Source organism: Vagococcus penaei (assembly GCF_001998885.1).
GTDB lineage: Bacteria > Bacillota > Bacilli > Lactobacillales > Vagococcaceae > Vagococcus > Vagococcus penaei.
Map to the genome: position 1 here is coordinate 2,280,902 of NZ_CP019609.1, position 26,360 is coordinate 2,307,261.

Annotated in this window: 19 protein-coding genes, 3 pseudogenes and 1 riboswitch; of the genes and pseudogenes, 18 read left to right on the forward strand and 4 right to left on the reverse strand. The window is 34.9% G+C overall.

Annotation, left to right across the window (positions count from 1 at the left end; genetic code table 11):
- Window positions 1-270: 270 nt before the first annotated feature.
- The 8 genes and pseudogenes from BW732_RS10905 (at window position 271) to BW732_RS10935 (ending at window position 8,151) form a co-directional block, all read left to right on the forward strand.
- Window positions 271-1,101: a phosphate acyltransferase gene (locus tag BW732_RS10905; RefSeq protein ID WP_077276761.1), complete on the forward strand. Its 831-nt coding sequence runs from the start codon at window positions 271-273 to the stop codon at window positions 1,099-1,101.
- 13 nt (window positions 1,102-1,114) lie between these two features.
- Window positions 1,115-2,185, forward strand: coding sequence for a butyrate kinase (gene buk, locus BW732_RS10910; RefSeq protein ID WP_077276762.1), 1,071 nt, complete (start codon window positions 1,115-1,117; stop codon window positions 2,183-2,185).
- 30 nt (window positions 2,186-2,215) lie between these two features.
- On the forward strand, window positions 2,216-3,628 hold the full coding sequence (gene lpdA, locus BW732_RS10915) for a dihydrolipoyl dehydrogenase (RefSeq protein ID WP_077276763.1): 1,413 nt from the start codon (window positions 2,216-2,218) through the stop codon (window positions 3,626-3,628).
- 19 nt (window positions 3,629-3,647) lie between these two features.
- Window positions 3,648-4,634 carry a thiamine pyrophosphate-dependent dehydrogenase E1 component subunit alpha gene (locus tag BW732_RS10920; protein WP_077276764.1) on the forward strand — a complete coding sequence of 329 codons (987 nt, stop codon included), beginning with the start codon at window positions 3,648-3,650 and terminating at the stop codon, window positions 4,632-4,634.
- Between the two features lie 31 nt (window positions 4,635-4,665).
- Window positions 4,666-5,652: an alpha-ketoacid dehydrogenase subunit beta gene (locus BW732_RS10925; RefSeq protein ID WP_077276765.1), complete on the forward strand. Its 987-nt coding sequence runs from the start codon at window positions 4,666-4,668 to the stop codon at window positions 5,650-5,652.
- 37 nt (window positions 5,653-5,689) lie between these two features.
- Window positions 5,690-5,839: pseudogene (locus BW732_RS11835) on the forward strand (biotin/lipoyl-containing protein); the annotation flags it as partial.
- A 192-nt stretch (window positions 5,840-6,031) separates the two neighbouring features.
- Window positions 6,032-6,967: pseudogene (locus tag BW732_RS10930) on the forward strand (dihydrolipoamide acetyltransferase family protein); the annotation flags it as partial.
- A 140-nt stretch (window positions 6,968-7,107) separates the two neighbouring features.
- Window positions 7,108-8,151 carry a PTS sugar transporter subunit IIC gene (locus tag BW732_RS10935; RefSeq protein ID WP_077276767.1) on the forward strand — a complete coding sequence of 348 codons (1,044 nt, stop codon included), beginning with the start codon at window positions 7,108-7,110 and terminating at the stop codon, window positions 8,149-8,151.
- Here the strand turns inward: BW732_RS10935 and BW732_RS10940 are convergent.
- On the reverse strand, window positions 8,148-9,038 hold the full coding sequence (locus BW732_RS10940; protein WP_077276768.1) for a LysR family transcriptional regulator: 891 nt from the start codon (window positions 9,036-9,038) through the stop codon (window positions 8,148-8,150). The genes BW732_RS10935 and BW732_RS10940 overlap by 4 nt on opposite strands.
- 227 nt (window positions 9,039-9,265) lie before the next feature.
- On the opposite strand from BW732_RS10940, the gene BW732_RS10945 reads away from it, so the two are divergent.
- Together BW732_RS10945 and BW732_RS10950 are read left to right on the forward strand one after the other, a co-directional pair.
- Window positions 9,266-10,204, forward strand: a complete 939-nt coding sequence (locus BW732_RS10945) for a 2-dehydropantoate 2-reductase (RefSeq protein ID WP_077276769.1) — start codon at window positions 9,266-9,268, stop codon at window positions 10,202-10,204.
- A 198-nt stretch (window positions 10,205-10,402) separates the two neighbouring features.
- Entirely contained in the window at window positions 10,403-11,119 is a 717-nt protein-coding gene (locus tag BW732_RS10950) for a YebC/PmpR family DNA-binding transcriptional regulator (RefSeq protein ID WP_077276770.1), read from the forward strand.
- Window positions 11,120-11,279: 160 nt separating this feature from the next.
- On the opposite strand, the gene BW732_RS11720 is transcribed toward BW732_RS10950, so the two are convergent.
- From BW732_RS11720 to BW732_RS10960, 3 genes are all read right to left on the reverse strand, one after another.
- The gene (locus BW732_RS11720) at window positions 11,280-11,405 is read right to left on the reverse strand and encodes a hypothetical protein (protein WP_257787334.1); all 126 of its coding nucleotides are present in this window, start codon (window positions 11,403-11,405) and stop codon (window positions 11,280-11,282) included.
- 137 nt (window positions 11,406-11,542) lie between these two features.
- Window positions 11,543-12,247 carry a DsbA family oxidoreductase gene (locus tag BW732_RS10955; RefSeq protein WP_077276771.1) on the reverse strand — a complete coding sequence of 235 codons (705 nt, stop codon included), beginning with the start codon at window positions 12,245-12,247 and terminating at the stop codon, window positions 11,543-11,545.
- Window positions 12,248-12,397: 150 nt separating this feature from the next.
- Window positions 12,398-12,661 (reverse strand): hypothetical protein, encoded by a 264-nt coding sequence (locus BW732_RS10960; protein ID WP_077276772.1) that lies wholly within the window; start codon window positions 12,659-12,661, stop codon window positions 12,398-12,400.
- A gap of 150 nt (window positions 12,662-12,811) precedes the next feature.
- Between BW732_RS10960 and BW732_RS10965 the strand changes: the two genes are divergently transcribed.
- The 8 genes and pseudogenes from BW732_RS10965 to BW732_RS11000 all read left to right on the forward strand — a co-directional run bounded on the left by BW732_RS10965 (window position 12,812) and on the right by BW732_RS11000 (window position 26,333).
- Complete coding sequence (locus BW732_RS10965) at window positions 12,812-14,140, forward strand: APC family permease (RefSeq protein WP_077276773.1); 1,329 nt, start codon at window positions 12,812-12,814, stop codon at window positions 14,138-14,140.
- A gap of 198 nt (window positions 14,141-14,338) precedes the next feature.
- On the forward strand, window positions 14,339-16,006 hold the full coding sequence (locus BW732_RS10970; RefSeq protein WP_077276774.1) for a formate--tetrahydrofolate ligase: 1,668 nt from the start codon (window positions 14,339-14,341) through the stop codon (window positions 16,004-16,006).
- Window positions 16,007-16,269: 263 nt separating this feature from the next.
- The gene (gene hisS / locus BW732_RS10975) at window positions 16,270-17,556 is read left to right on the forward strand and encodes a histidine--tRNA ligase (RefSeq protein ID WP_077276775.1); all 1,287 of its coding nucleotides are present in this window, start codon (window positions 16,270-16,272) and stop codon (window positions 17,554-17,556) included.
- 537 nt (window positions 17,557-18,093) lie between these two features.
- Window positions 18,094-19,221, forward strand: coding sequence for a tRNA 2-thiouridine(34) synthase MnmA (gene mnmA, locus BW732_RS10980; RefSeq protein ID WP_077276776.1), 1,128 nt, complete (start codon window positions 18,094-18,096; stop codon window positions 19,219-19,221).
- Window positions 19,222-19,280: 59 nt separating this feature from the next.
- Window positions 19,281-19,453, forward strand: a riboswitch (M-box (ykoK) riboswitch).
- A gap of 292 nt (window positions 19,454-19,745) precedes the next feature.
- Window positions 19,746-22,379, forward strand: coding sequence for a magnesium-translocating P-type ATPase (gene mgtA, locus BW732_RS10985; protein WP_077276777.1), 2,634 nt, complete (start codon window positions 19,746-19,748; stop codon window positions 22,377-22,379).
- A gap of 128 nt (window positions 22,380-22,507) precedes the next feature.
- A complete protein-coding gene (locus BW732_RS10990) occupies window positions 22,508-22,867 on the forward strand; it encodes a DUF1033 family protein (RefSeq protein WP_161485565.1) in 360 nt (119 codons plus the stop codon).
- Window positions 22,815-24,895, forward strand: a pseudogene (locus tag BW732_RS10995) (DNA topoisomerase 3). The gene BW732_RS10990 and the pseudogene BW732_RS10995 overlap by 53 nt, the downstream one beginning before the upstream one ends.
- Window positions 24,896-24,962: 67 nt before the next feature.
- Window positions 24,963-26,333 carry an aldehyde dehydrogenase family protein gene (locus BW732_RS11000; protein WP_161485566.1) on the forward strand — a complete coding sequence of 457 codons (1,371 nt, stop codon included), beginning with the start codon at window positions 24,963-24,965 and terminating at the stop codon, window positions 26,331-26,333.
- The last annotated feature ends 27 nt before the right edge of the window (window positions 26,334-26,360 follow it).

The window sequence follows — 26,360 nt, forward strand, 5'->3', positions numbered from 1 at the left end:
AGTAGATTCATGATTGTGACAACAGTAGATAATTTTTTTGCTCAAAACAGTCTGTTATAAAAACTATAAAGTTTTTTTATTCATTTAATAACTGTTAATTGTAATTTAAATAAAGCGCTTCCGATTTATTTGTGAAAAAAATCATTGGTATAACAACACTTATAGAGGTTATAAAAATAATCAATACTAGAATAAGTTATAACAATTTGTATACGCTTACAGATTGATGTAGATTGTGTGTATAGACAATATAGATTATGAGGTGTTCGAATGATAACAGTATCAATAGCGGGTGGTTCACAACCTGAAATACTTGAATTAGTAAAAAAATCACAAGAAAAGTTTGGCAACCAAATTGCTTTTGTTGTTTTTGATAAAAGCGATAATCTCGGTTCAGAGACAGATTGGACATATGTTCATTGTCAAGATGATTATGAGGTAGCCAAAGCAGCAGTCTCTTATGTTGCTTCAGGAAAGGCTCAGATTTTATTAAAGGGCATTATTCCAACTCATGTTGTATTAAAAGAAGTCTTACAAAAAGAACATCAACTAAAAACTAGTCCAGTCTTGTCACATGTAGCAATGGTAACGTTAGCTAATCAGCAAGGGCAATTCTTATTAACTGATTGCGCTATGAATATCACACCTGATAAAGAAGCATTAATTAAAATTATTGATAATGCTACAACTGTGGCTCACAAGATTGGTATTGAAAAACCAAAAATTGCTTTACTGAGTGCGGCAGAAAATATTAATCTAAAAATGCCTTCTTCGGTAATGGCAGCAGAGTTAACTGATTATTTTAGCGAATCGACAGATAAAGTGGTCTATGGCCCGTTATCTTTAGACTTAGCGGTATCAAAAGAATCAGCAGAACACAAGCGATTTACAGGCCCAATTATTGGGGACGCAGATGTGTTAGTTGTTCCAACCATTGATGTCGGCAATACGCTTTATAAGTCGTTGACATTATTTGCCGGAGCTTTAATTGGTGGCACAATCGTGGGAACAAAGGTACCAGTTGTATTGACTTCACGTAGTGATTCAACGGCAACAAAATTACATTCATTAGAATTTGCTTTAAAACAAGTTGTTAGTTAAAGGGGATACTTATATGTCAGCAATTTTAGTAATTAATCCAGGCTCAACATCGACAAAGTTAGCAATTTTTTCAGAAGGAACACTACTTGCTGAAGAAACACTGCGTCACAGTGTTTCTGAAATTAGTTCGTTTCATCGAGTAGTCGATCAAACAGAATTTCGTTTTAACTTAGTTGAAGAGTTTGTTAATCAACACAATATGATGACTCAGCTGATTGCTGTTGTCGGACGTGGCGGATTGTTAAAGCCGATTCCTGGTGGTACTTATATGGTTAATCAGGAAATGCTTGATGATCTAACTTCTGAAAAATACAATACTCATGCATCAAACTTAGGTGCAATTTTAGCTGATCGTTTTGCCAAAAAATTAGATATTCCTGCATTTATTGTCGATCCGGTCGTTGTTGATGAGATGCAAGACCTTGCTAGAATCTCTGGTCTAGAAGGAATTGAGCGACGTAGTGTTAGTCATGTATTAAATCAACGAGCAGTTGCAAGACATGCTAGTAATGATTTAGGTCTAGATTATCATGATAGCGCTATTATAGTGGCTCATTTAGGTGGCGGAATTAGTATTGGGGCGCATAAAGATGGCCGAATTATTGATGTCATTAATGGTATTGATGGAGAAGGCCCGTACTCACCTGAACGTAGTGGGACGCTACCGTTACTTGAATTTTCACATTATATTTTGGAACGTCAACTAGATGTTTCAGCAGTGAAAAAGTTAATTGCAGGTAATAGTGGATTGAAATCATATTTAGGTGAAACTGATTTAAGAGAAGTACAAAAACGGATTGATGCCGGTGATAAGCAAGCAAAATTTTATTTAGATGGCATGTGTTACCAGATTGCTAAGGGAATTGGTGAAATGGCTGTTGTGTTACATGGTAACGTTGATTGTATTGTTTTAACAGGTGGTGCAGTTTACTCTGATTATATTAGTGAGAAAATTAGTGATTATGTCCATTGGATTAGTAAAATTATTAGACATCCAGGAGAAAAGGAAATGGAAGCGCTATATGAAGGGGCAATTCGCGTTTTAAATGGTGAAGAGCAAGCTTTAGATTATCGCTTAGTTTAGAGAAATAACAAATTAGGAGCTGAAAAAAGCATGGCGAAACAAACAGATTTATTAATTTTAGGTGGCGGGACAGGTGGTTATGTCGCAGCCATTCGAGCAGCACAAAAAGGTTTAGACGTAACAATTGTTGAAAAGTATAAATTAGGTGGGACTTGTCTGCATAAAGGCTGTATTCCTACTAAAGCGTTACTTCGTAGTGCTGAAGTTGCTGACACAGTTAAACAAGCTGAGTTATTTGGTATCAACAATCAATCAGATTATAGTGTCGATTTCAAAAAAGTTCAAAACCGGAAACAAGAGATTATTAATCAATTGCATAAAGGAGTTGAGGGTTTATGTAAGAAGAATAAAATAACGGTTTTAGAAGGTACAGGTGCTATTCTAGGGCCATCTATCTTTTCACCAGTATCTGGAGCTGTGGCAGTCACATTTAATGATGAGAGTCTAGAAGAAGAAATTATTGTTCCTAAATATGTGATTATAGCAACTGGCTCAAGTCCAAAATCATTGCCAAATCTTAAAATTGATGAACAAACTATTTTGTCATCTGATGGTATGTTAGAACTGACAGAGCTACCAGAGTCCATTGCGATTGTTGGTGGTGGTGTGATTGGCGTTGAATGGGCATCTTTATTAAATAGTTTAGGTGTACAGGTAACAATTGTTGAATTCCTTGACCGTTTATTAATCAATGAAAGTAAAGCGGTATCAAGAGAGTTGAAAAAACGCTTTGAAGAAGCAGGTATTAAAGTACTATTAAGTAGTAAAGTTCAAGATGCAACGAAGGTGGGCGACAAACTTAGTCTTGCTATTGATGGTCAGGATAGTATCACTGTCGATAAAGTAATGGTTGCAATTGGTCGTCAGCCAAATGTTAATGGAATTGGTTTACAAAATACATCTGTTGAATTTGATGAGAAGGGTGTTAAAGTTAACGAATTTTATCAAACAACAGAAGATCATATCTATGCGATTGGCGACTGCATTGACACAATGCAATTAGCACACGTAGCAATGAAGGAAGGCGAGTTAGCTGTTAGTCATTTATTAGGTGAAGAAACAGCGATCTTAAATTATACTAACGTTCCTCGTTGTGTTTATACGACACCTGAAATTGCTAGTGTCGGTTACGTGAAAGAAACAGTCCCAGCAGATAAAAAAGTTAAGATTGGCTCATTTAGTTTTGCAGGTAATGGTAAAGCTTTAGTTTACGGAGATGCTCAAGGTTTTGTTGAAGTGATTCGTGATGAAGTGACAGATGATTTATTGGGTGTGACGATTATTGGGCCACATGCAACGGACCTAATCTCTGAAGCGAGCACCGCTATTTATTTAGACGCTTCTCCAATTGAACTTGGCGAGGCAATTCATCCTCATCCAACATTATCTGAGGCAATTCAAGAAGCAGCATTAGATAGTTATAAGTTAGCAATCCATAAATAATAGAAAGGTTGATTATAAAATGAAAACATTAAAAAAATCAGGACTTAGTAAAGAAGAGATTATTCAAGCTTATCGTGAAGTAGTAAGAGGTCGTCGCCTTGATGAGCGTTTATGGCAATTAACCCGAATTGGAAAAACATCATTTAATATTTCTGGTCAAGGTGCTGAAGTAGCACAAGTTGCAATGGCAATGGCATTTGACCACAAAAAAGATTATTTCTTGCCATATTACCGAGATATGACAGCATGTCTAGTTTGGGGTATGACGTCAAAAGATATTTTAATGGGCTCGTTTGGTAAAGAAGATGATCCATCATCACATGGTCGTCAAATGCCAAACCATTATGGTTCTAAAAAACATAATATTGTGTCATTCTCTTCAACAGTTAGTACGCAAATGCCACTTGCAACAGGTGTTGCGTATGCCGCACAATTGGAAAAAGCAGATTATGTGACGTTAACAACAACAGGTGAGGGTTCAGCTAACCAAGGTGAAGTTCAAGAAGCAATGAACTTTGCAGGCGTTAAAAAATTACCACTGATTTTTGTAGTTGAAAACAATGCGTATGCTATCTCAACACCAATTTCTGAACAATATGCTAATGAGAAAATGTCTGATCGTGCGCATGGTTATGGGTTTGAAGGAATTAGAGTAGATGGTAATGACTTTACAACAGTTTATTTAGAATTCAAGAAAGCTGTAAAAGATGCACGTGAGAATAAAGGACCTAAATTGATTGAATTAATGGTTTCTCGTTTAACATCACATTCAGCTGATGATGATCAAACAATTTATCGTTCGAAAGAAGAAATTGAATCAATGAAAGACAAAGATCCAATTACTGCTTTTGAAAAGCAATTAGAAGATGAAGGTTATCTAACTCGTGAAGAGATGGAACAAATTAATGCCGAAATTAAAGAAGCAATCAATCAAGCAACAGATGAAGCAGAAGCAATGCCTGATCCAAAACCAGAATCAATCTTAGACGAAGTTTACGCTAAATAAATTAAGTGAATGAAAGAGAGGAATCATTATAATGGCTGAAATGACATATTTAGAAGCAATTAACTTAGGAATTTCTGAAGAAATGGCACGTGATGAAAAAGTAGTAATTTTTGGAGAAGACGTAGGTGGCGATAAAGGTGGCGTGTTTGGTGTAACTAAAGGATTGGCTGCAAAATATGGTGACGATCGTTGTTTTAATACACCGTTAACAGAAGGGTTAATTGGAGGACTTGCTGTTGGTTTAGGTTTAAGAGGTTTCCGTGCGATTGGTGAATTCCAATTTGCTGATTATATCTTACCTGCAACGAATCAAATTCTATCAGAAGCTAGAACGATGCGTTACCGAACAAAAGGTGACTGGACAGCACCAATCGTTTACCGTACGCCTTATGGTGGTGGTGTGCGTGGTGGTTTATATCACTCACAATCAACTGAAAAAGTTTTTGCCGGTCAACCAGGGTTAAGAATCGTGACACCTTCAAATCCTTATGATGCTAAAGGTATGATTAAAGCAGCAATCCGTTCAGATGATCCAGTTATTTTCTATGAGCACAAACGCTTATACCGTTTATTAAAAGCAGATGTTCCAACAGATGATTATATTGTACCGATTGATAAAGCTAATGTTGTTCGTGAAGGCTCTGATATCACTGTTATCAGTTACGGTATGATGTTACAATATGCAATCTCTTCAGCTGAAAAATTAGCGGCAGAAGGTATTGACGCGGAAGTAGTTGATGTTCGCTCATTGTATCCTTTAGACCGTGAAACACTAGTGGCAGCTGCTAAGAAGACTGGTAAAGTTCTTTTAGTAACTGAAGATAATAAAGAAGGTAGCATTATGAGTGAAATAGCAGCAATGATTTCAGAAGATGCCCTATTTGATTTAGATGCCCCAATTAAACGTCTAGCAGGACCAGATTCACCAACAATGCCTTATGCATTACCATTAGAGCGTGAGTTTTTAGTCAGTGAAAAACAAGTTCTTGAAGCGATGAGAGAATTAGCAGAGTACTAATTAGGAGGAAGTTAATATGTCAATTCAACAAATTAAAATGCCTCATTTAGGCGAAAGTGTTACAGAAGCATCGGTTGTACAATGGTTAGTTCAACCGGGAGATACCGTGAAACGCTATGATCCATTAGTGGAAGTAGTATCTGATAAAGTGACGACAGAAGTACCATCTGATTTTGATGGTGTAGTAAAAGAATTATTAATTGAATTAGATGTCGATGTGCCAATCGGGACACCATTTATGACTTTAGAGGTTGAAGGAGCTGGAGAATCAGCGCCGGAAGAAGCGCCATTAGTTGAAGAAAAAGTTGAGAACGTTACCACAAAAGAACCTACAGCTGCACCTGTTAATATACCAGTAGCAAGTAAAGCGACAGGGGAAAATGCTGGTAGATATTCACCAGCTGTGATGCGTTTAGCGCAAGAAAAAAATATTGATTTAGCACAAGTTGTCGGAACTGGTAAAGGTGGACGTATTACGCGTAAAGATATCATTAATTTTGACCCTGCTCAGCAAGCATCTTCTGTAGTAACGCCAGCAGAGCCAGTTGAAACACCAAAAGCGCCAACGCCAGCTGTACATCCAGAACAAAAAGTAGCACCAATTACAGCTACAATGAATGATACAGTTGTTCCTGCTGATGGAGTGCGTAAAGCCATTGCGAAGAAAATGGTTCAAAGTGTAACAGAAATTCCACATGCATGGTTAATGGTAGAAGCTGATGTAACGAATATTGTGACACTTCGTAATAAATTGAAAGATAATTTCAAACAAACAGAAGGTATGTCATTAAGTTTCTTCCCATTCTTTGCAAAAGCTGTTGTTCAAGCAATTAAGAAAAATCCGAAAATCAATACATCTTGGGATAATGGAAATATTGTTTATCATAAAGATATTAACTTATCGATTGCTGTGACGACAGATGAGCATTTATATGTGCCTGTAATTCCTCAAGCAGATAACTATTCGTTAGCAGGACTAGCAAAAGAAATTAATCGTTTAGCTAGTGATGTTCGTCAAGGAACGCTAAAAGGTGCTGACATGCAAGGTGGAACCTTCACATTGAACAATACTGGTACTTTAGGTTCTGTTCAATCAATGGGAATTATTAACCACCCACAAGCAGCTATCTTACAAGTAGAATCAATCAATAAACGCTTAGTACCAACAAAAGATGGTGGTTTTAAAGTAGCTGACATGGTTAACTTATGTCTATCAATTGATCACCGTATCTTAGACGGTCAACAAGCCGGACAATTTTTACGTGATGTTAAAGAAAATTTAGCTCGTTTTTCAAATGATTCAGATATTTATTAATTCTTAAATTAGAAAAAGATTTCTCACGAATATTTGTGAGAAATCTTTCCTCTAATTTTATGAGAACTCTGTGCCATTATTTACGTTAAACATCTATAACTATTATCTAAAAATAAATTTAACTTATAGGAGTTTTTATTATGACAAGTGAAACGAAATTGACACCAAAAATATTTTTGAATAAAGTTCTGGCAGGTACAGCTCAAGGAACAATTATTGCATTAATTCCTAATGCAGTATTAGGTGCTATTTTAAAATATTTTGCTGAATACAAAGTAATTGCAATGATTATTGATGCTGCTTTGATTTTCCAGCTAGCAACACCACTTATTATCGCCAGTTTGATTGCTTATCAATTCAATTTAACACCAGCTAAAATGATGATTACTGGTGGGGCAGCATTTGCTGGTTCAGGAGTAATTAAATTTAATGCAGATGCCGGGGCTTATATCGGCTCAGGAACTGGTGACATTATCAACATTATGATTACTGCCACAATTGCTGTGATGTTTTTATTATGGATTGATTCTAAATTTGGTTCTGTAGAAATTATTGCTTTACCAATTGTTGTTGGGGTTGGTGCAGGACTAATTGGTATGTTTACATATCCTTATGTGACTCAAATCACAGTTGCTATTGGTAAGGTTATTAATAACTTTACTGATTTCCAACCAATCGTGATGAGTATTTTGATTGCTTGTTCATTTGCTGCCTTGATTATTTCACCAATCACAACTGTAGCTATTGGTTTAGCTATCCAGTTAAATGGAATGTCTGCAGGGGCTTCAGCGATGGGAATTGCTGCTACAACGATTGTTTTAGTAATTAATTCTTGGAGAGTTAACCAATCAGGTGTAACATTAGCTATTGCTTTAGGTGGGATGAAAATGATGATGCCTAACCTATTTAAATATCCAATCGTACTTTTACCGTGTTTATTTACAGCTGTAATTTCTGCTATTCCCGTGGCGCTCTTTGATATTTCTGGAACACCACGATCAGCAGGATTTGGTCTAGTTGGCTTGGTAGGTCCTTTAGCTTCACTTGACGCAGGATTAAATATTGGGCTACTAGTTATTTGTTGGTTTGTTGTACCGATTGTTGCAGGTTTATTCTCTAAATTCCTTTTTGAAAAAGTTTTAAAATTATATGATAGTAGTGTCGTTTTCAAATACCAAGGCTAATTTTTTTTGATAGCATCAATAAAATCGCTAATTTCTTTTGAGAGACTGAAACCTTTTCTAAAAGCTATTCCAATTGGGAAGTAAGCGAATTTATCTTTTAACGGTACCCAAGTAACGTGCTCACTTTTGCCAACTGCCTGGTACTCAATAGGTAACAGACAAATTGAATGATTATCATGCACGCTATGAATGAGAACCTGTAAATCATCATTTTCTAAGACAATATCTGGCTCGTATCCGAATTCTCGGGTACGAGATCGTAATAAGCGACCAATCATAAATTTTTCGGATAGAGATGAAAAACGTTCGCCTTTTAAATCTTTAAAAGTCAGTTCTTTAGCAGTGGCTAAAGGATGATGATTTGGTAGAACAACGTAAACATGATAGCCTTGTGTTGTTGTCTCTAAGGCCTCCATCGCTAAGCTTTCCGGATGATTATTTGGGAATGAAATCAAACCAATATCAAGTTCCTTATTAACTAACATTTCTTGAAGACGAGGCGAGCCATCTTGGCGAATTGCTAACTCAACATGTGGATTAGCTGAGAGAAATGCAGAAATTTCTGGCATAAATTGCACGGAAAACAAGGTTGTTAGCCCTAAACGTATTTTGGCCTTTTTTTTACACTCAGACATTGTCTGAATATCTACAATGACTTGTTCAAACTGTTGAACAATTTCTAAGCCATTTTCGTATAAATGTCGACCAGCATCTGTTAATTGGAATGGTTGGTCAGTGTGCTTGAATAAGGCTGTTCCTAGTTCCGTTTCTAACTTTTTTAAGGATAATGATAGTGTTGGTTGTGTGACAAACAAATTTTTAGCGGCTAGTGAAACATTACGTGTGTTACTAATTTCGATAAAGTATTTTAATTGTTGAATATTCATAGATAAATTCACCCTTAATTTATAGTATGAAGCGTTTCCATTTTTTAAAAATGAAATATTTCTTTAATGCTATGTTATAATTAGATTATCATAGTTTATGCGGAAATTCTTTAAAATATGATTAGTTATACAAAATAGTGCCATTTGATATGGTGACTATAAACAGGTTTAAATAAACTATCCCTTCTCTTATTGATAAGGGGTAAGAAAAAATTGGAGGAATGACAATGAATATTATTATAGCTGGTGCTGGAGCCATGGGAAGCCGTTTTGGTTTAATGCTTCATAAAGCAGGAAATGACGTTATTTTAATTGATGGTTGGGCAGATCATGTCAATCAAATTAATCAAGCAGGTTTAGAAGCTAATTTTAATGGTGAGGTTATTATTGAAAAATTACCGGCTTATCATCAAACTGATTGCCAATCAATTGATTTTTCGGCTGATTTGGTCATTCTATTTACAAAAGCAATGCAGCTTGATGGCATGATGCAAGCTATTCAACCAATGTTGAGTGAAAAAACACAAGTTCTTTGTTTATTAAACGGAATTGGTCATGAAGACGTGATTAAAAATTATGTTCCTTATGACAATATCCTACTGGGAAATACTATGTGGACTGCAGGTATTGAAGGTCCTGGTAAAGTAAAATTATTTGGTAACGGCTCAATTGACTTACAAAATTTAGGTGAAAATCGTGCTAGTGCTGAGCAAGTTGTTGAAGTATTGAGTGCAGCTGATCTGAATGCACGTTATTCTGATAGCATCTTATCATCGATTTATAAAAAAGCATGTGTTAACGGAACAATGAATGGCTTATGTACGATTTTAGATACTAACATGGCTGGTTTTGGTGAAACAACAGTTGCTGATAGTATCGTTGAATCAATCGTCGCTGAATTTGCCGCTATTGCTGAAAAAGAGCATGCTCATTTAAATGTTGATGAAGTTCTAGCACAGATTAAAACATGTTATGACCGTTCAACAATTGGTTTACATCACCCGTCAATGTATCAAGATTTAATCACGAACCATCGTTTAACTGAAATTGACTACATTAATGGTGCTATTGTTCGTAAAGGAAAAGAATATGGTATTGCAACACCATATTGTAGTTTCTTAACGGATTTAGTTCACGCGAAAGAACAAATTATGGGTGTCAAATAATTATTATCGATAGAAATGATTAACCACAAAGTATTATCTGACTTTGTGGTTTTTTGTAGTTGTCGCATTAATTTGCGGAAATTATCAAAAAATTTATGTGAAGCATAAAAAAATTCTTTCCTTAATGGCTTGTGACAAGTATAATAATAAATGGAGTTTTTAACAGATTAATTAAATACAAGAAAGCGAAGTGAAATTATGGGACGTAAATGGGCAAATATTGTCGCAAAGAAAAGTGCTAAAGATGCTAACAATAGCCGGATTTATGCGAAGTTTGGGATTGAAATTTATGCAGCAGCAAAATCAGGTGAACCTGACCCGCATGCCAATCAAAAGTTACGTTTCGTTATTGAGCGCGCTAAGACTTATAACGTGCCGAAACATATTATTGATCGCGCCATCGAAAAAGCAAAAGGTTCTGGTCATGAAACGTATTCAGAGTTACGTTATGAAGGCTTTGGTCCAAACGGCTCAATGGTCATTGTCGATACTTTGACCGACAACGTGAATCGTACAGCGGCAAATGTTCGTGCTGCTTTTGGGAAAAATGGCGGTAATATGGGTGTTTCCGGTGCTGTGGCATATATGTTTGATAATACAGCAATTATCGGATTTTCTGGTGAAGACGCAGACGATATTTTAGAATACTTAATGGAAAAAGATATTGATGTTCGTGATGTTTTAGCTGAAGATGGTCAAATTATTGTTTATGGTGAAATTACTGATTTCCAAACAATTCAAGATGCTTTAAAAGAAAAAGGAATTGAAGAGTTTTCTGTGGCTGAAATTCAAATGGTTGCTCAAAATGAAGTCACATTGTCTGATGATGATTTAGAGCAATTTGAGAAAATGATTGATGCTTTGGAAGAATTGGACGATGTCCAAAATGTTTTCCATAATGTTGATTTAGACTAAAAAATAAATTTTACTTATATAATGACTCCTAAATAGTGGTTTAGGAGTCTATTTTTTTATGTTTAGTTTACTATTTATAAATATAAATAGTATGGATAGAAGATTAATTCATAAATAGTAAGCAAAATAGCAAGGATAATGGCAATTCCAAAAAATTTCATCATAACATATAGATTAGTTGCATATTTAAGATGAAGATAGAATAAAAGAAAATAATCGCCAGTTTATCTTTAGCATTTAATTTATTTTTCATAAAATAGTCTAACTTATCAACTGTCATATTCATAATGTTCTCTTTTAATTTAATTCTAATATATCATTTAAAAAAAATTATCAATTAATAGCTAAAAAGCTAGCCCAAAAGTTAGTAGTTTACAAGACTTTTGGGCTAGCTTTTTAGTTTATCACGTCTAATCAATTTTATTATTGAGGAATGTGGCAACCATTATCATCACAAATCAACTCGTTATCGTCAGCAGATTGATTTGTTTGAGCATTAGACCAAGCATCCGTAAGAGCTTTAATAAATAGTTCAACAGGCTGTGCACCTTTAATGGCATAAGTCTCATCAATTAAAAAGTAAGGAGCACCAGTAATTTGGTATGCACGTGCTTGATTTTCATCATCACGTACGTCTTTTAGCCAAGTAGATTGATTTGCTAGAGTATCTTTGACCTCATTTTCAGGTAAACCAATGGATGCTGCTAAAGTCAGCAAGACGTCATGGTCACTAATTAATTGTCCTTTTTCAAAATAAGCTGCATACAAAGCGTTGACCATTTGGCTTTCTAAATGATGATGTTTTGCTAATTTTGTGATGCGATGAGCGTCTAAAGTATTCGTAGGTTTCATCGCTTCAAAATCAAAATGTAACCCTTCATGTGAAGCATGTTCACCGATTTGTTGATTCATTTTAGTTGCTTCTGCAAGTGACACACCGTATTTTCTTGAAATAGCTTCATTAATTGATACACCAGAATAAAGTGGCGCATTTTGGTCTAATTCGTAGCTTTTGAATTCAATTTGAACATTTTGGATAAAGGGCAACTGTGCTAAAGCGTGGTCTAATTTACGTTTGCCAATATAGCAAAACGGACAAACAAAGTCTGACCAGATTTCGATTTTCATAAGTTAAAAACTTCCTTTCTTACGTCGTCATGACGTCTTGAATACTATTATAAAGTAAGTAACTAAGAAAATTAAATTTAATGCTTAGCTGAGATAACAGCATAAAAAAACCAATCATACTAAAAATAGTAAAATTGGTTTTACTTGATATTAAACTGGGCGTATCAACACACCGTTAATATTATGAACCGTTGTTAAATCAATACTTTCATTATAGTTATGGTCAGTACCAATAGTTGAAAAATTTAATTTTAGGGTTTCACCATCATAAATCAGTTCAAAAAAATCAATATCTGTATAGATTTTTCGTTCAGTATTATTTTGAACAACAATTAATGTGCCTTTTTCCATATAAAGTGTTGATTGTAACAGTTTTCCAGTTATTTCTTTGACAGTAAACACACTTTTTACCATAATATCATCTCCTTTATGTTATTAGTTTATCATAGGTTTTGATAATTGTGTCATTTTAAAATATTAGTGTCAAAAAAATCGATTTAGAAAAGTCATTTTTTCTTTATTAAGAAAAAAAATCGGTTATAATAATTTAAAAGGTGGGATTCAATGGAAGAACAACAATTAAAAAAAGATATTACCATGTTTGGCGCATTTTCAACTGTTATGGGAACTGTTATTGGAGCGGGTGTATTTTTTAAAGTCGCGAGTGTCTCACAGGCAGCTCAGACGCCTTTGTTAACTTTATTGGCTTGGTTTGTTGGTGGTATTTTAACACTCTGTGCGGGATTAACTAGTGCGGAATTAGCGACAGCAATTCCTAAAACAGGTGGAGCAATTAAATATATTGAATATACTTATGGCAAGTTACCTGGGTTTTTATTAGGTTGGGCTCAGACAATTATATATTTTCCAGCTAATATTGCAGCCTTATCAATCATTTTTAGTACACAACTGATTCATTTATTTAGTCTTAATCAAAGTCTATTGATTCCATTTGCTGTACTTGTGGGGTTATCTGTAACAGTCATTAATTTATTGGGTGCCAAAGTTGCTTCGAGATTTCAATCGTTATCATTAGTGCTAAAATTAATTCCAATTAGTTTAATTGTTATTTTTGGTATGTTTCGTGGGGCGAACACTAGTATCCTAGATAGTAGTCAAACTATTTTACCTAGTGATAGTCCGATTATCGCTATGTTTGCTTCGGCATTATTTGCGACAATGTTTGCTTATGATGGTTGGTTGGGTGTTGGTGCGATGGCTGGTGAGATGAAACGTCCTGATAAAATGTTACCTAAAGCTATTTTTTTAGGATTAAGTTTTATCACAGTTGTCTATGTCCTAGTTAACTTAACTTTCTTACGAGTGTTACCTTTTAATGAATTGGTTGGTAACCAAAATGCAGCTTCTGACGCTGCGATGTCATTGTTTGGTCAATTTGGTGGGAAGTTAATTACTTGTGGTATTTTGATTTCTGTTTACGGCGCACTGAACGGTTACGTAATGACAGGAATTCGTGTCCCGTTTGCATTGGCAGAGGAAAACTTATTACCAGGAAGTCGTTATTTGAAAAAATTATCTAACAAAACCAAAATCCCTTACGTTGCTGCGCTAGTTCAATTAGGGATTGCAATTATTATGATGTGTCTGGGTTCATTTGATTTATTAACAGATATGCTGGTCTTTGTTATGTGGCTATTTAGTTTGTTGATTTTTTTAGCTGTATTTATATTGCGGAAAAGAGAACCGGAACTTAACAGACCATATAAAGTCCCCTTGTACCCTTTTATTCCATTAGTAGCAATCATAGGTGGACTATTTATTTTAATCATAACGCTTTGGACACAATTTTTCTTAGCGCTCACTGGTATTGGATTAACTTTGATTGGTATCCCAATTTTCTACCTAACACAATCGTACAATCGGCGTTCATAATTGTTTATAATTGCTCAGGAATAAAGTTATTCTTGAGCTTTTTATGTATTATTTTACACAAAAAACATTTTTAGTTCGTGTTTTTATGGTTTTTTAAAGATTATTTTTATTATTTTATAAAAAATGTTCTTGTTTTATTATGTTTATCGATTATAATAAAAGTAAGATTTTAATAAAGTTAAAGGAGTCGTTATATAAATGTTTAAATCAGATATTGATATTGCAAATTCTATTGAAATGGAACCAATAACAGAAATAGCTAAAAAAGTTGGCTTGCCTGATGAGGCGTTAATTCCTTATGGGAACTATAAAGCTAAAATTGATGTATCCATTTGTCCACCCGAGACACAGCGAGGTAAATTAATTTTAGTAACTGCTATCACACCGACACCTGCAGGTGAAGGAAAGACAACGACTTCAGTTGGTTTAGCTGATTCTTTAAGTGCATTAAATAAAAAAACGATTTTAGCCTTACGTGAGCCTTCTCTAGGCCCAGTTTTTGGTATCAAAGGTGGAGCAGCTGGTGGTGGCTATGCGCAGGTTGTACCAATGGAAGATATTAATTTACATTTTACAGGTGATTTTCATGCTATAGGTGCCGCAAATAATCTATTAGCAGCGTTAATTGACAATCATATCCATCATGGTAATGAGTTAATGATTGATAGTCGTACTATTACTTGGAAGCGTGCAATAGATATGAACGATCGTCAATTGCGTCATATTGTTGATGGGCTACAAGGAAAAATGAACGGTGTGCCTCGTGAAGATGGCTTTGATATTACTGTAGCTTCGGAAATTATGGCAATTCTCTGTTTAGCGACTGACTTAACTGATTTAAAAGCGCGTATTAAACGTATTATTATTGGTTATACGTTTGATGGAGAGCCTGTAACAGCAGGCGATTTAAAAGCTGAAGGCGCTATGACAGCTTTATTAAAAGAAGCTATTTTACCGAATCTAGTACAAACCCTTGAACACACACCAGCGATTATTCATGGCGGTCCTTTTGCAAATATTGCGCATGGTTGTAATAGTTTAATTGCGACCGAAACTGCTTTGAATTTTGCTGATTATGTTGTAACTGAAGCCGGATTTGGCGCCGATTTAGGTGCAGAAAAATTTCTAGATATTAAATGCCGAGTGGGTGATTTAGAACCAGATGCGGTTGTTTTAGTTGCAACAATTCGTGCATTAAAAATGCATGGTGGTATTAGTAAAAAAGATTTAGCAGAAGAAAATGTAGAAGCACTACGAGTAGGTATTGCTAATTTACAACGTCACTATGATAATTTAAATAAGCAGTTTGGCTTACCAGTTGTTGTTGCCATCAATAAATTTCCGACTGATACACCTGCTGAAGTCCAAATGTTGACAGATTTATGCCAGACGCTTGAAATACCAGTCGTTTTATCTGATGTTTGGTCTAAAGGAAGTCAAGGTGGAATTGAATTAGCTGAGTCTGTTATTAAATTAACTGAAGAGCCATCAGAATTTACTTATTGCTATGATGTATCAGATTCAATTGAGACTAAAATTGAAAAAATTGTTACAAAAATTTATGGCGGTTCAGGTGTCGACTATACTGCTTCAGCAATGAAGCAAATTCGTCAATTAGAAAAATATAATTTAGCCAACTTACCAGTTTGTATGGCTAAAACACAATACTCGTTTTCAGATGATCAAACCAAATTAGGTGCACCAACTGATTTTACTGTTACAATTCGAGACATTAAAGTATCTGCTGGAGCGGGTTTCATTGTCGCGCTTACGGGAACGATTATGACTATGCCAGGTCTGCCAAAAGTACCGGCTGCTGAAAAAATTGATATTGATGTAACTGGAAAAATTAGCGGATTATTTTAAAAGTAGTTATTCGACGGTTAAGGGGCTATTAAAATAATAGTTCTTTGACCGTCGTAATTGTTTTTGTGACTCTTTATGGAGATATTTTTTTTAAATTTAGCAGACAAGCAAGTAGCAATATGGTTATTTTCTAATAGTTAGCATTTTAAATCTGTTTTCTTTATGTATACTTAGAGACTATTTTTGAGTAAAAACTTGTTTCATACCTGTTTTTTTTGTACTATTAGGGTATCAAATAATAGATTGTAAAAGGAGTGTATAAAGTGAAGTTTCAAAAACCAAAAGGCACTAATGATATTTTGCCAGGAACAGTTGAAAAATGGCAATATATTGAAACCGTTGCAAGAGAAGTATTTAAGGTTTATGACTTTCACGAAGTCAGAACGCCAATGTTTGAACACATTGAGGTTATTACGCGAGCTGTGGGTGACACAACTGATATTGTGACAAAAGAAATGTATGATTTTTATGATAAAGGTGATCGTCATATCACACTACGGCCAGAAGGAACTGCACCGTTAGTGCGCTCATATGTTGAGCACAAGTTATTTGGTCCGGAATTCCAAAATCCTTATAAAGCATTTTATATTGGACCAATGTTTCGTTATGAACGTCCTCAGTCAGGAAGAATGCGCCAGTTTCATCAAATTGGTGTCGAAGTAATTGGAAGTAAAAACCCTGCAACTGATGTGGAAGGGATTTTATCTGCTTTGGAATTTTATCGTCGATTAGGTGTGAAACATACTAAGTTAGTTATTAATTCACTGGGTAATCATGAGTCACGTATGACTTATCGTCAAGCGTTAATTGATTATTTAACACCTTATGAGGCAGAGTTAAGCGAGGATTCAAAACGTCGTCTACAGAGTAATCCACTGCGCGTGCTAGACAGCAAAGATGCTAAGGATAAAGTCATTGTTGAAAATGCACCATCTATTTTAGATTATCTTGATGAAGAGTCTGCATCTTTCTTTGAACAAGTTAAAACACTACTGGACACGCTTGAGGTTGAATACGTGATTGATCACCGTATGGTTCGAGGACTTGATTACTATAATCACACAGTATTTGAATTAATGAGTGATTCACCCGGATTTAATGGAGCGATTACAACGATCTGTGCTGGTGGACGTTACGATGGATTGGTTAGAGAATTTGGTGGACCAGATTCGCATGATGCGGGGTTTGGCTATGCTTTAGGTGTAGAACGCGCGATTATTACAATGGAAGCCGAAGGAATTGAGATTCCAACGAAACAAACGGTTGATGTATATGTTGTTGGTCTGGGTGAGTCTACATCTGCGGAAACATTGAAGTTGGTACAAATGGCTAGAACTGCTGGTTTAGTAGCAGAACGAGATTTTATGAATCGTAAAGCAAAAACTCAATTTAAGTCAGCCGATAGACTTGATGCGAAATGGGTCATTGTTGTTGGAGAAACTGAATTGGAAACACAGATTGTAAAATTAAAAAATATGGCCACAGGCATTGAGAAAGAAGTTCCATTAACTGATATTTACACTGATTTTTTAGCACAATTAGATAATTAAAAAAAGACGTTTCTAAGAAATTAGAAACGTCTTTTTTATGACAGCTGTTTTTTAAACAACGGTCACATTAAATAAAACAAAAAAACGAACTAAAATAAAGGGCCTTTTGGGGAAGGGGATGCCCTTGTACATTAGTAGTTCGTCTATACATATATTATAACACAGCTTATAATATATACAACTTTTTTTTTAGGGCATTTTTTAAAAAATCCAAAGAAAATTTTTAAAAAATGACGTTATCTGAATCTCCTTTATAAGAAGTCTTAAATGATAAGTAATAAAAAGAAATATCTGAATAATTTAAACAAAAAAGTAATTTTCTATACATGTGAATAACTGAATTTGACGTTATTTAACCTTTTTTTATTATGTGATGTAAGGAGGATATGTCAAAAATGTTATATTTTTTTGAAGCAATTAATTTAGTTTAAAAGTGATGCATTTTTGTGACAAAACCACTATAATGTACAAGACGGAAAAATTGCGACCTTCAAATCGTAAAAGATGTCAAAATCTATAGAAATGATGGTGAAGTAAATGACAGACAATAGTAAGATACGAGTTGTGGTAGGTATGAGTGGTGGCGTAGACTCTTCAGTCACTGCACTACTACTAAAGGAACAAGGCTACGACGTGGTAGGTGTCTTTATGAAAAACTGGGATGATACTGATGACAATGGCGTATGTACAGCAACTGAAGACTATAAAGATGTGGCCAAGGTTGCTAATCAAATTGGTATCCCTTATTATTCAGTTAATTTTGAAAAAGAGTATTGGGATCGGGTATTTCAGTATTTTTTAGATGAGTATACACGCGGTCGGACACCAAACCCTGATGTCATGTGTAATAAGGAAATTAAATTTAAAGCATTCTTAGATTATGCACTACAATTAGGAGCTGACTATGTGGCAACTGGTCACTATGCTCGAGTAGTTCGTGATGAGAATGGTATATCACATATGTTACGCGGTGTTGACAATAATAAAGATCAAACTTATTTCTTAAGTCAGCTGTCACAAGAACAATTAGCGAAAACCTTATTTCCGCTTGGACACTTAGAGAAAAAAGAAGTACGTGCACTAGCAGAAAAAGTAGGCTTAGCAACTGCTAAAAAGAAAGATTCAACTGGTGTATGTTTTATTGGTGAAAAAAACTTTAAAGAATTTTTAGGGAAATATCTACCAGCACAACCTGGCAAAATGATTACGCTTGATGGAACGGTTAAAGGTGATCATGCTGGTTTGATGTACTACACAATTGGTCAACGTCAAGGATTAGGAATTGGTGGTGGTAAAGGTGAGCAAGCATTACCATGGTTTGTAGTTGGTAAGGAACTGGCTACAAATACCTTATACGTGGGACAAGGATTTCACCATGAACATTTATACGCTGACTATCTTGAAGCTAGTGAAATTCACTTTACAACGCCTATCGGTAAACCAAAAGAATTTAAGTGTACCGCTAAATTTAGATATCGCCAAAAGGATACTGGCGTGACAGTGGTTTTACATGATGATTCAAATAAAGCAACCGTTATTTTTGATGAGCCAGTTCGAGCGATAACACCTGGTCAAGCCGTTGTTTTTTATGATGGTGAAGAATGCTTAGGTGGCGGTATGATTGATGCAGCTTATAAAAATCAAGAAGAATTACAATATATCTAGTTTTTTTGAAAAAAGTAATTGACTCCTTTAAGAAACTGAGTTATAGTTTTAGTTGTCATTTTAAAGATTGTTAGGTGAGGCTCCTATACAAACATAGGCTACTGCCCAAAAATGTCGAGAGACGCCAATGGGTATAACAGGAATTGCCGATTTAAGGCTCTTCTTAACGTAGCTAAAGCAATTATTGCTTTTACGTTGTATAGTGCTAAAACTCAACGAATGAATCAAACATGCTTATTTAGTGTTGTTTTAACCCCTTCGTTGTGTTTATAGCGAGGGGGTTTTTTGGATTTTATCATTTTTTATTAACAAAAAATGAACAAAACAATGTATGATAGTATTAAAAGTAAGAGGGGATTTTGATATATGGAAGATAGTGAGCAGAAGAAGTTAGATAAGTTGATGATTCAATTGGAAAAATCTTAAAAAGAAACTTTTTGTTGTTTTTTTAAGGTTCTTTCTTAATAGTTATCAACTTAAAAACTAAGTTAGATAAATTGGTTAATAGAAAGGAAGTCAAAAAAATGACAAAAAAAACGTATGAATTTTTTGCTAAAAAGCAAATGAATGAAGTATTTGACCTATATTCAAGCTCAATTGATGGCTTAACAGCAGAAAAAATTGAGGATTTACGTGATAAACATGGAGAAAATCGGATTTCACATGGTAAGAAAACGCCTTTATTTATTGAAATTTTAAAAGCATATTTTACTCCATTTACTATTGTGCTAATTGCTTTAGCGGTTATTTCATTTATTACTGATTATTTGATTGTTCCTGCTAGTGAACGTGATTTGACTGGTGTTATTATCATCGTATTAATGGTTATCCTAAGTGGAACGATGACGCTTGTTCAATCGGTACGCTCAAGTAAAGCGGCTGAAAAATTAGGTAATTTAGTTAAAGTTACAGCCACAGTAGTTAGAGATGGTCAGGAAAAAGAGTTACCGATTGAAGAATTAGTTTGTGGTGATGTGGTAAAATTAGCGGCCGGCGATATGATACCTGCTGATATTCGATTATATCGGACAAAAGATTTGTTTATTTCACAAGCGGCGATGACTGGTGAGAGTTATCCTGTTGAGAAAAAGGCTGATTACGAGGTGACTGAACATAGTACAGACACTGATTTAGAGAATATTGTCTACATGGGAAGTAACGTGGTAAGTGGTAGTGCACTTGGTATAGTTATCGCAGTGGGAAATGATACCTTATTTGGCCAAATTGCTAAGGGTGTATCAGAGACACGAACGATTACTAGTTTTGATATTGGGATTAGTAAAACGTCATGGCTATTAATTCGTTTTATGTTAGTTATGGCACCTGCTGTTTTTCTAATAAACGGTTTGACTAAAGGGGATTGGCTTGAAGCATTTCTCTTTGGTTTATCAATTGCAGTGGGGCTAACGCCTGAGATGTTACCAATGATTGTCACCACTAACTTAGTTAAAGGTGCATCTAGCATGGCTAAAAAAGGCACTATTATCAAAAATTTAAATTCGATTCAAAATTTTGGGGCAATCGATATTCTTTGCACGGATAAAACGGGAACGTTGACACAAGATAAAATTATTTTAGAATACCACCTTGATGTCGATGGTAAAGAAGACTTGCGGGTCTTACGTCATGCATTTTTCAACAGCTACTATCAAACAGGATTAAAGAATTTGATGGATAAAGCAATTATTGAGTCGGCGGATGAAGAATTAGCGATTGATGTATCGCATTATACTAAAGTAGACGAAATTCCGTTTGATTTTCAACGTCGCCGGATGAGTGTTGTGATTGAAGATAATCATGGTAAGACACAGATGATTACTAAAGGTGCAATTGAAGAAATGCTAGATATTTCTTCTTACGTTGATTATCGTGGTGAAGTCATTCCTTTAACCGAAGAATTACGGGAGACAATTTTAAAAACGGTAGATGAATTAAACGAAGATGGGCTACGTGTTATCGGGGTATCTCAAAAGACTAATCCAAGTGTCGTTGGTGAATTCTCAATCCAAGATGAGAGTGACATGGTTTTAATTGGTTATCTTGCCTTTTTAGATCCACCAAAAGAAACGACAAAAGATGCTCTTGATGCGTTACGCAAACATGGTGTCGGTGTCAAGGTGCTAACAGGAGACAATGCGTTAGTCACTAAATCAGTTTGTAAGCAAGTTGGTTTGAAAAACGAAGCAATTATTATTGGAAATACGCTCGACCATTTAACTGACGATGAATTACAAAAAGTAGCGATTGAAAATAATATTTTTGTTAAATTAACGCCTTCACAAAAAACACGTTTGGTTCGTGTCTTACGTGAAGCGGGTCATACGGTTGGTTTCATGGGTGACGGGATTAATGATGCTCCAGCAATGAAAGAGGCTGATGTGGGTATTTCGGTTGATACTGCAGTAGATATCGCAAAAGAGTCTGCTGATGTTATCCTTTTAGAAAAAGATCTGATGATTTTAGAGCGTGGCATTTTATCTGGTCGTAAAACATTTGGTAATATTATGAAGTATGTAAAAATGACGGCAAGTTCAAACTTTGGTAATATGTTTTCTGTTGTAATTGCCAGTATCTTTCTACCATTTTTACCAATGTTACCTTTGCAAGTCCTATTCTTGAATTTGATTTATGATATTTCTTGTATGTCTATTCCATGGGATCATATGGATGAAGAGTATCTAGAAGAGCCTAAAAAATGGGACGCAACAAGTATTGGGTCATTTATGCGTTGGTTAGGACCAACAAGTTCAATTTTTGATATCACAACCTATCTTTTAATGTACTTTATCATTTGTCCAGCTGTTGTTGGTGGTTCGTTCCATACGTTAAATGCGGAACAACAAGTAATGTTTATTGCTGTATTCCATGCTGGCTGGTTCGTTGAATCATTATGGTCACAAACGTTAGTTATTTACGCATTACGAACACCTAAAATACCATTTATCCAAAGTAACCCATCATTTATTTTAGCCACTGTCACAACTTTAGGTATTGCTATTGGTACAGTCTTACCATTTACCGATTTTGGAGAAAATCTTGGATTAGTTGATTTACCTGGAGAATACTGGGCATGGTTGGCAGTGACAATTATCGCTTATTTGGTGTTAGTTATGATTGTAAAAAAAATCTATGTAAAAAAATATGGCGAATTACTATAAATAATTTTAAAAGGATAGGATAACACCTATTCTTTTTTTTGTTCAATAATTAATAAGACAAAATATTTGTCAGATACGTATTTTTTTAATACGCTATAACCATTAGCAAATAAGAAATGGGTGTTTTTATGTATCAAGTGATAATGACATATAGTGAAAATGAGCCGTGGTGGTTTTTTGATGAGTGGCAAGAAGACATAACGAAGGAATTATCTTTTGATACATTCGAGGCTGCTTGTAATTATTTTAAAGACATTTGTCATGAATATAGTGATAAATTTGAAAGTCATCGTGTAAAAGATGATTATTTGGTTGCTTTTTGGAATGAAAATGACTTAATATATTGTGAGGACTGTGATGAGGAGCTTCAAGCTTATTATGGTGTGATGTTAGTGAAAAATTACAAGAAATTAGATGATGGAGATAGTGAATCAGATGAAGCAATTAATTATAGCGGAAAAGCCAAGTGTTGCCAAAGACATAGCTAAAGTCTTAGGTGCGACAAAAAAACAAAAAGTTATATCGAAGGTAATGATGTGATTGTTACTTGGGCACTAGGTCATCTTTTGACACTAAAAATGCCTGAGGATTATAGTAACGATTGGGCAGAATGGACAGATAAAACCTTACCGATGATTCCTAAAAAAGTTGGTATTAAACCACTGCCTAAAACACGGCACCAATTAAAAGCTATCAGTCAATTAGCTAATCGCAAAGATGTTGGCGAGGCGGTGATAGCAACTGATGCTGGACGAGAAGGCGAACTTGTTGCTAGATGGATTTTAGAATATGTTAAATTTAATAAACCTGTCAAGCGTTTATGGATTTCTTCGCAAACAAATCAAGCAATTAAACAAGGTTTTAATTCATTAAGACCAAGCCGTGAGTACGATAATTTATATTATTCAGCACTAGCACGAGCTGAAGCAGACTGGCTCATTGGATTAAACGTGACACGAGCATTAACAGTCAAATATCAAGATAACTTATCAGCTGGACGGGTACAAACGCCAACCTTAGCTATGGTACGTGAGCAAGAAAGAAAAATTGAAACGTTTAAGCCGGAAACTTTTTACACATTAGACTTTATTCATCAACAATTAAAAGGTCGCTTGCAACTGAAAAATCCACGTCAGTTTAAAGAACGTCAAAATTTAGAGGGTCTAGTCGATAAGTTAACTGGAACAGCATTAAAGGTCGTGTCAGTGACTGTCAAAGAAAAAAAAGAGCACGCCCCATTGCCTTATGATTTAACTGAGATTCAACGAGAAGCCAATCAGCGTTATCAATTTTCAGCTAAAAAGACCCTTTCTGTTATTCAACGTCTTTATGAGTACCACAAGATAGTAACTTATCCTCGGACAGACTCAAAATATTTGACAACGGATATGAAACAAACAATGAAGGAACGGTTACATGCTGTAGTCAACCTTGACTCAGAGCGTGTTAAGCAAATACTAAAACAAGGTGGAAATGTCGTTCAAACTAACGTGTTTCAAAATGCAAAAGTGACTGACCATCATGGTTTAATTCCTACTGAGCAAACAGCGCGTTTAGAAAAATTAGATAATGATGAATTAAAAATTTATCGCTTAATTACTGAGCGATTTTTAGGTCTATTTGAACAACCACATATTACTAGTAATCAAACTATTTCTGCTAAAGCACTAGATTCGCTCTTTGTTTTTAAACAAATGAAGGTGATTCAGGTTGGCTGGAAGAAAACTGATGGGCGTGAAACGCATGGGGTCACATTTAAAGAAGGTCAAACTCTGACAGGGCATTATCAGATTAATCAAGAGATGACGTCACCACCAAGCGCGTTGACTGAATCAAGTCTATTAGGACAAATGGAAAAACATGGTTTAGGTACACCTGCAACACGAGCAGAAATGATTGAAAAATTGATTAATTCTGGACTGATGGAGCGGACTAATACATCATTGATTGTTACACCAAAAGGTAAGCAATTGTTGCAATTAGTCAATCCATCTTTAGTAACACCTAAGTTAACGGCTGAATGGGAAAAATCTTTGGAGCAAATCGCTGACGGTCAATTAAAAGAACATGAGTTTATTAAGAAAATTGAAAAAGAAGCAGATCGTTTAGTGAAAGAAATCAAACGTAGTGAGACTAAATATGTTGATCATGCTTTAACCACTAAAAAATGTCCTGAATGTGATAGCTTATTAAAAGAGAAAAACACACGTGATGGTAAAATTTACGTTTGTAGTAGCGATACTTGTTCTTATCGTCGCCGTAAGGACCCTAAAGTATCTAATCATCGTTGCCCACAATGTAAAAAGAAAATGGAGATTCTTGAGGGTAAAAATGGGGCATATTTCAAATGTAAGTCATGTAACTTAACTGAAAAGGTTGAGAAAAAATCTGGAAGTGAAAAGAAAATGACAAAGCATGAAGAACGAAATTTAATCAAGAAATACCAAAAAGAAGCAGATGATGCATTAGAATCTCCATTAGCATTAGCATTAAAACAAGCGCTAAAAGATAATTAATGGTAAAATAGAGCTATGAAATCAAAAGGCATAGCTCTATTTGTGTTTTATGAAAGGAGATTATTCCATGTTTAATGATATAGTTAGACAGCAACGGGATTTTTTTAACACCGGTCAAACAAGATCGCTTAATTTTCGCTTAAACCAATTGAAAAAACTCAAGAATCAAATTCAAAGCTATGAAACTGAGTTATTGGAAGCTTTACACAAAGATTTACATAAATCTGAAACTGAAGGTTATTTGACTGAATTAGGTGTACTTTATTTGCATCTTGACGATACAATAAAACATTTAAAAAAATGGGCAAAACCACAAAGAACACGGACACCGCTCTTTTTGCAACCGGCAAAAAGTGAGGTTCGACGAGAACCATATGGTGTTAGTCTAATTATTGGTCCATTCAATTATCCTGTATTGTTAATTTTTGATCCATTAATTGGTGCGATTGCTGGAGGGAATACTGCTTTAATTGGTTTGTCAGAAGAAGTTCCCAATACTAATAAAGTCATCCAACAATTAATTGGTGAAATTTTTGAGAAAAAATATATTACAACATACATTACCTCAATTGATGCGAATCAAGCTGTGTTAGGTGAAAAGTTTGATAAAATATTTTTTACTGGCAGTGAATTTGTTGGGAAAATCGTTGCTAAAAGTGCGGCAACTAATTTAACACCAATTACGCTAGAATTAGGTGGTAAAAGTCCAGCAATTGTGACTAAATTTGCAGATATAGAGCTCGCTGCCCAACGAATTATTTGGGGTAAATTTTTAAATGCTGGACAAACATGTGTGGCTCCAGATTATTGTCTTGTCGATAACCAAGTTAAAGGCGAATTATTAGAAGAGATGCGTTCTGTATTAATTAAGCAGTTTGGTTCTAATCCTCAATTAAGTCCAGATTTTGGTCGGATTGTCAATGCTAAAAGTATTCAACGATTAGAGAAAATAATCAAAGCTGACCAAGATTATCTTTGGTTAGGTGGTACGGTTGATGCAAGCGATCGTTATATCGAACCAACAATTTTGGTAGCTGATTTACTAGATCCTTTAGAGGCTATGATGACTGAAATTTTTGGGCCAATTTTTCCTGTGTTAGGCTATGATAAGTTAGGAGAGGCTGTGCAATTTATTAAACGTCATCCGCATCCACTAGCTTTTTATCCTTTTTCAAATAAAAAACCAGAAATTAATTGGTTAGTTAATCAAGTTGATTGCGGTGGTATTACAGTCAATGATACAATTTTACATTTAGCGAATGATCATTTACCGTTTGGTGGAGTTGGGCCTTCTGGTATGGGAGATTATCATGGGATTGAAAGTATCCGGGCCTTCACTTATAATAAGTCTGTCTTAAAACGTTCACGGATTATCAGTATTCCGTTTTTATTCCCACCATATACTGAAAAAAACATAAAATCATTCGTTTATTTTTAAAATAAACTTGATGGTATCTGAAAATTT

Excerpts from the sequence above, each read along its gene's own strand:
- BW732_RS10905 (WP_077276761.1), top strand. The coding sequence starts at position 271 with ATGATAACAGTATCAATAGCGGGTGGTTCACAACCTGAAATACTTGAA.
- buk (WP_077276762.1), top strand. The coding sequence starts at position 1,115 with ATGTCAGCAATTTTAGTAATTAATCCAGGCTCAACATCGACAAAGTTA.
- lpdA (WP_077276763.1), top strand. The coding sequence starts at position 2,216 with ATGGCGAAACAAACAGATTTATTAATTTTAGGTGGCGGGACAGGTGGT.
- BW732_RS10920 (WP_077276764.1), top strand. The coding sequence starts at position 3,648 with ATGAAAACATTAAAAAAATCAGGACTTAGTAAAGAAGAGATTATTCAA.
- BW732_RS10925 (WP_077276765.1), top strand. The coding sequence starts at position 4,666 with ATGGCTGAAATGACATATTTAGAAGCAATTAACTTAGGAATTTCTGAA.
- BW732_RS10935 (WP_077276767.1), top strand. The coding sequence starts at position 7,108 with ATGACAAGTGAAACGAAATTGACACCAAAAATATTTTTGAATAAAGTT.
- BW732_RS10940 (WP_077276768.1), bottom strand. The coding sequence starts at position 9,038 with ATGAATATTCAACAATTAAAATACTTTATCGAAATTAGTAACACACGT.
- BW732_RS10945 (WP_077276769.1), top strand. The coding sequence starts at position 9,266 with ATGAATATTATTATAGCTGGTGCTGGAGCCATGGGAAGCCGTTTTGGT.
- BW732_RS10950 (WP_077276770.1), top strand. The coding sequence starts at position 10,403 with ATGGGACGTAAATGGGCAAATATTGTCGCAAAGAAAAGTGCTAAAGAT.
- BW732_RS11720 (WP_257787334.1), bottom strand. The coding sequence starts at position 11,405 with ATGAATATGACAGTTGATAAGTTAGACTATTTTATGAAAAATAAATTA.
- BW732_RS10955 (WP_077276771.1), bottom strand. The coding sequence starts at position 12,247 with ATGAAAATCGAAATCTGGTCAGACTTTGTTTGTCCGTTTTGCTATATT.
- BW732_RS10960 (WP_077276772.1), bottom strand. The coding sequence starts at position 12,661 with ATGGTAAAAAGTGTGTTTACTGTCAAAGAAATAACTGGAAAACTGTTA.
- BW732_RS10965 (WP_077276773.1), top strand. The coding sequence starts at position 12,812 with ATGGAAGAACAACAATTAAAAAAAGATATTACCATGTTTGGCGCATTT.
- BW732_RS10970 (WP_077276774.1), top strand. The coding sequence starts at position 14,339 with ATGTTTAAATCAGATATTGATATTGCAAATTCTATTGAAATGGAACCA.
- mnmA (WP_077276776.1), top strand. The coding sequence starts at position 18,094 with ATGACAGACAATAGTAAGATACGAGTTGTGGTAGGTATGAGTGGTGGC.
- mgtA (WP_077276777.1), top strand. The coding sequence starts at position 19,746 with ATGACAAAAAAAACGTATGAATTTTTTGCTAAAAAGCAAATGAATGAA.
- BW732_RS10990 (WP_161485565.1), top strand. The coding sequence starts at position 22,508 with ATGTATCAAGTGATAATGACATATAGTGAAAATGAGCCGTGGTGGTTT.
- BW732_RS11000 (WP_161485566.1), top strand. The coding sequence starts at position 24,963 with ATGTTTAATGATATAGTTAGACAGCAACGGGATTTTTTTAACACCGGT.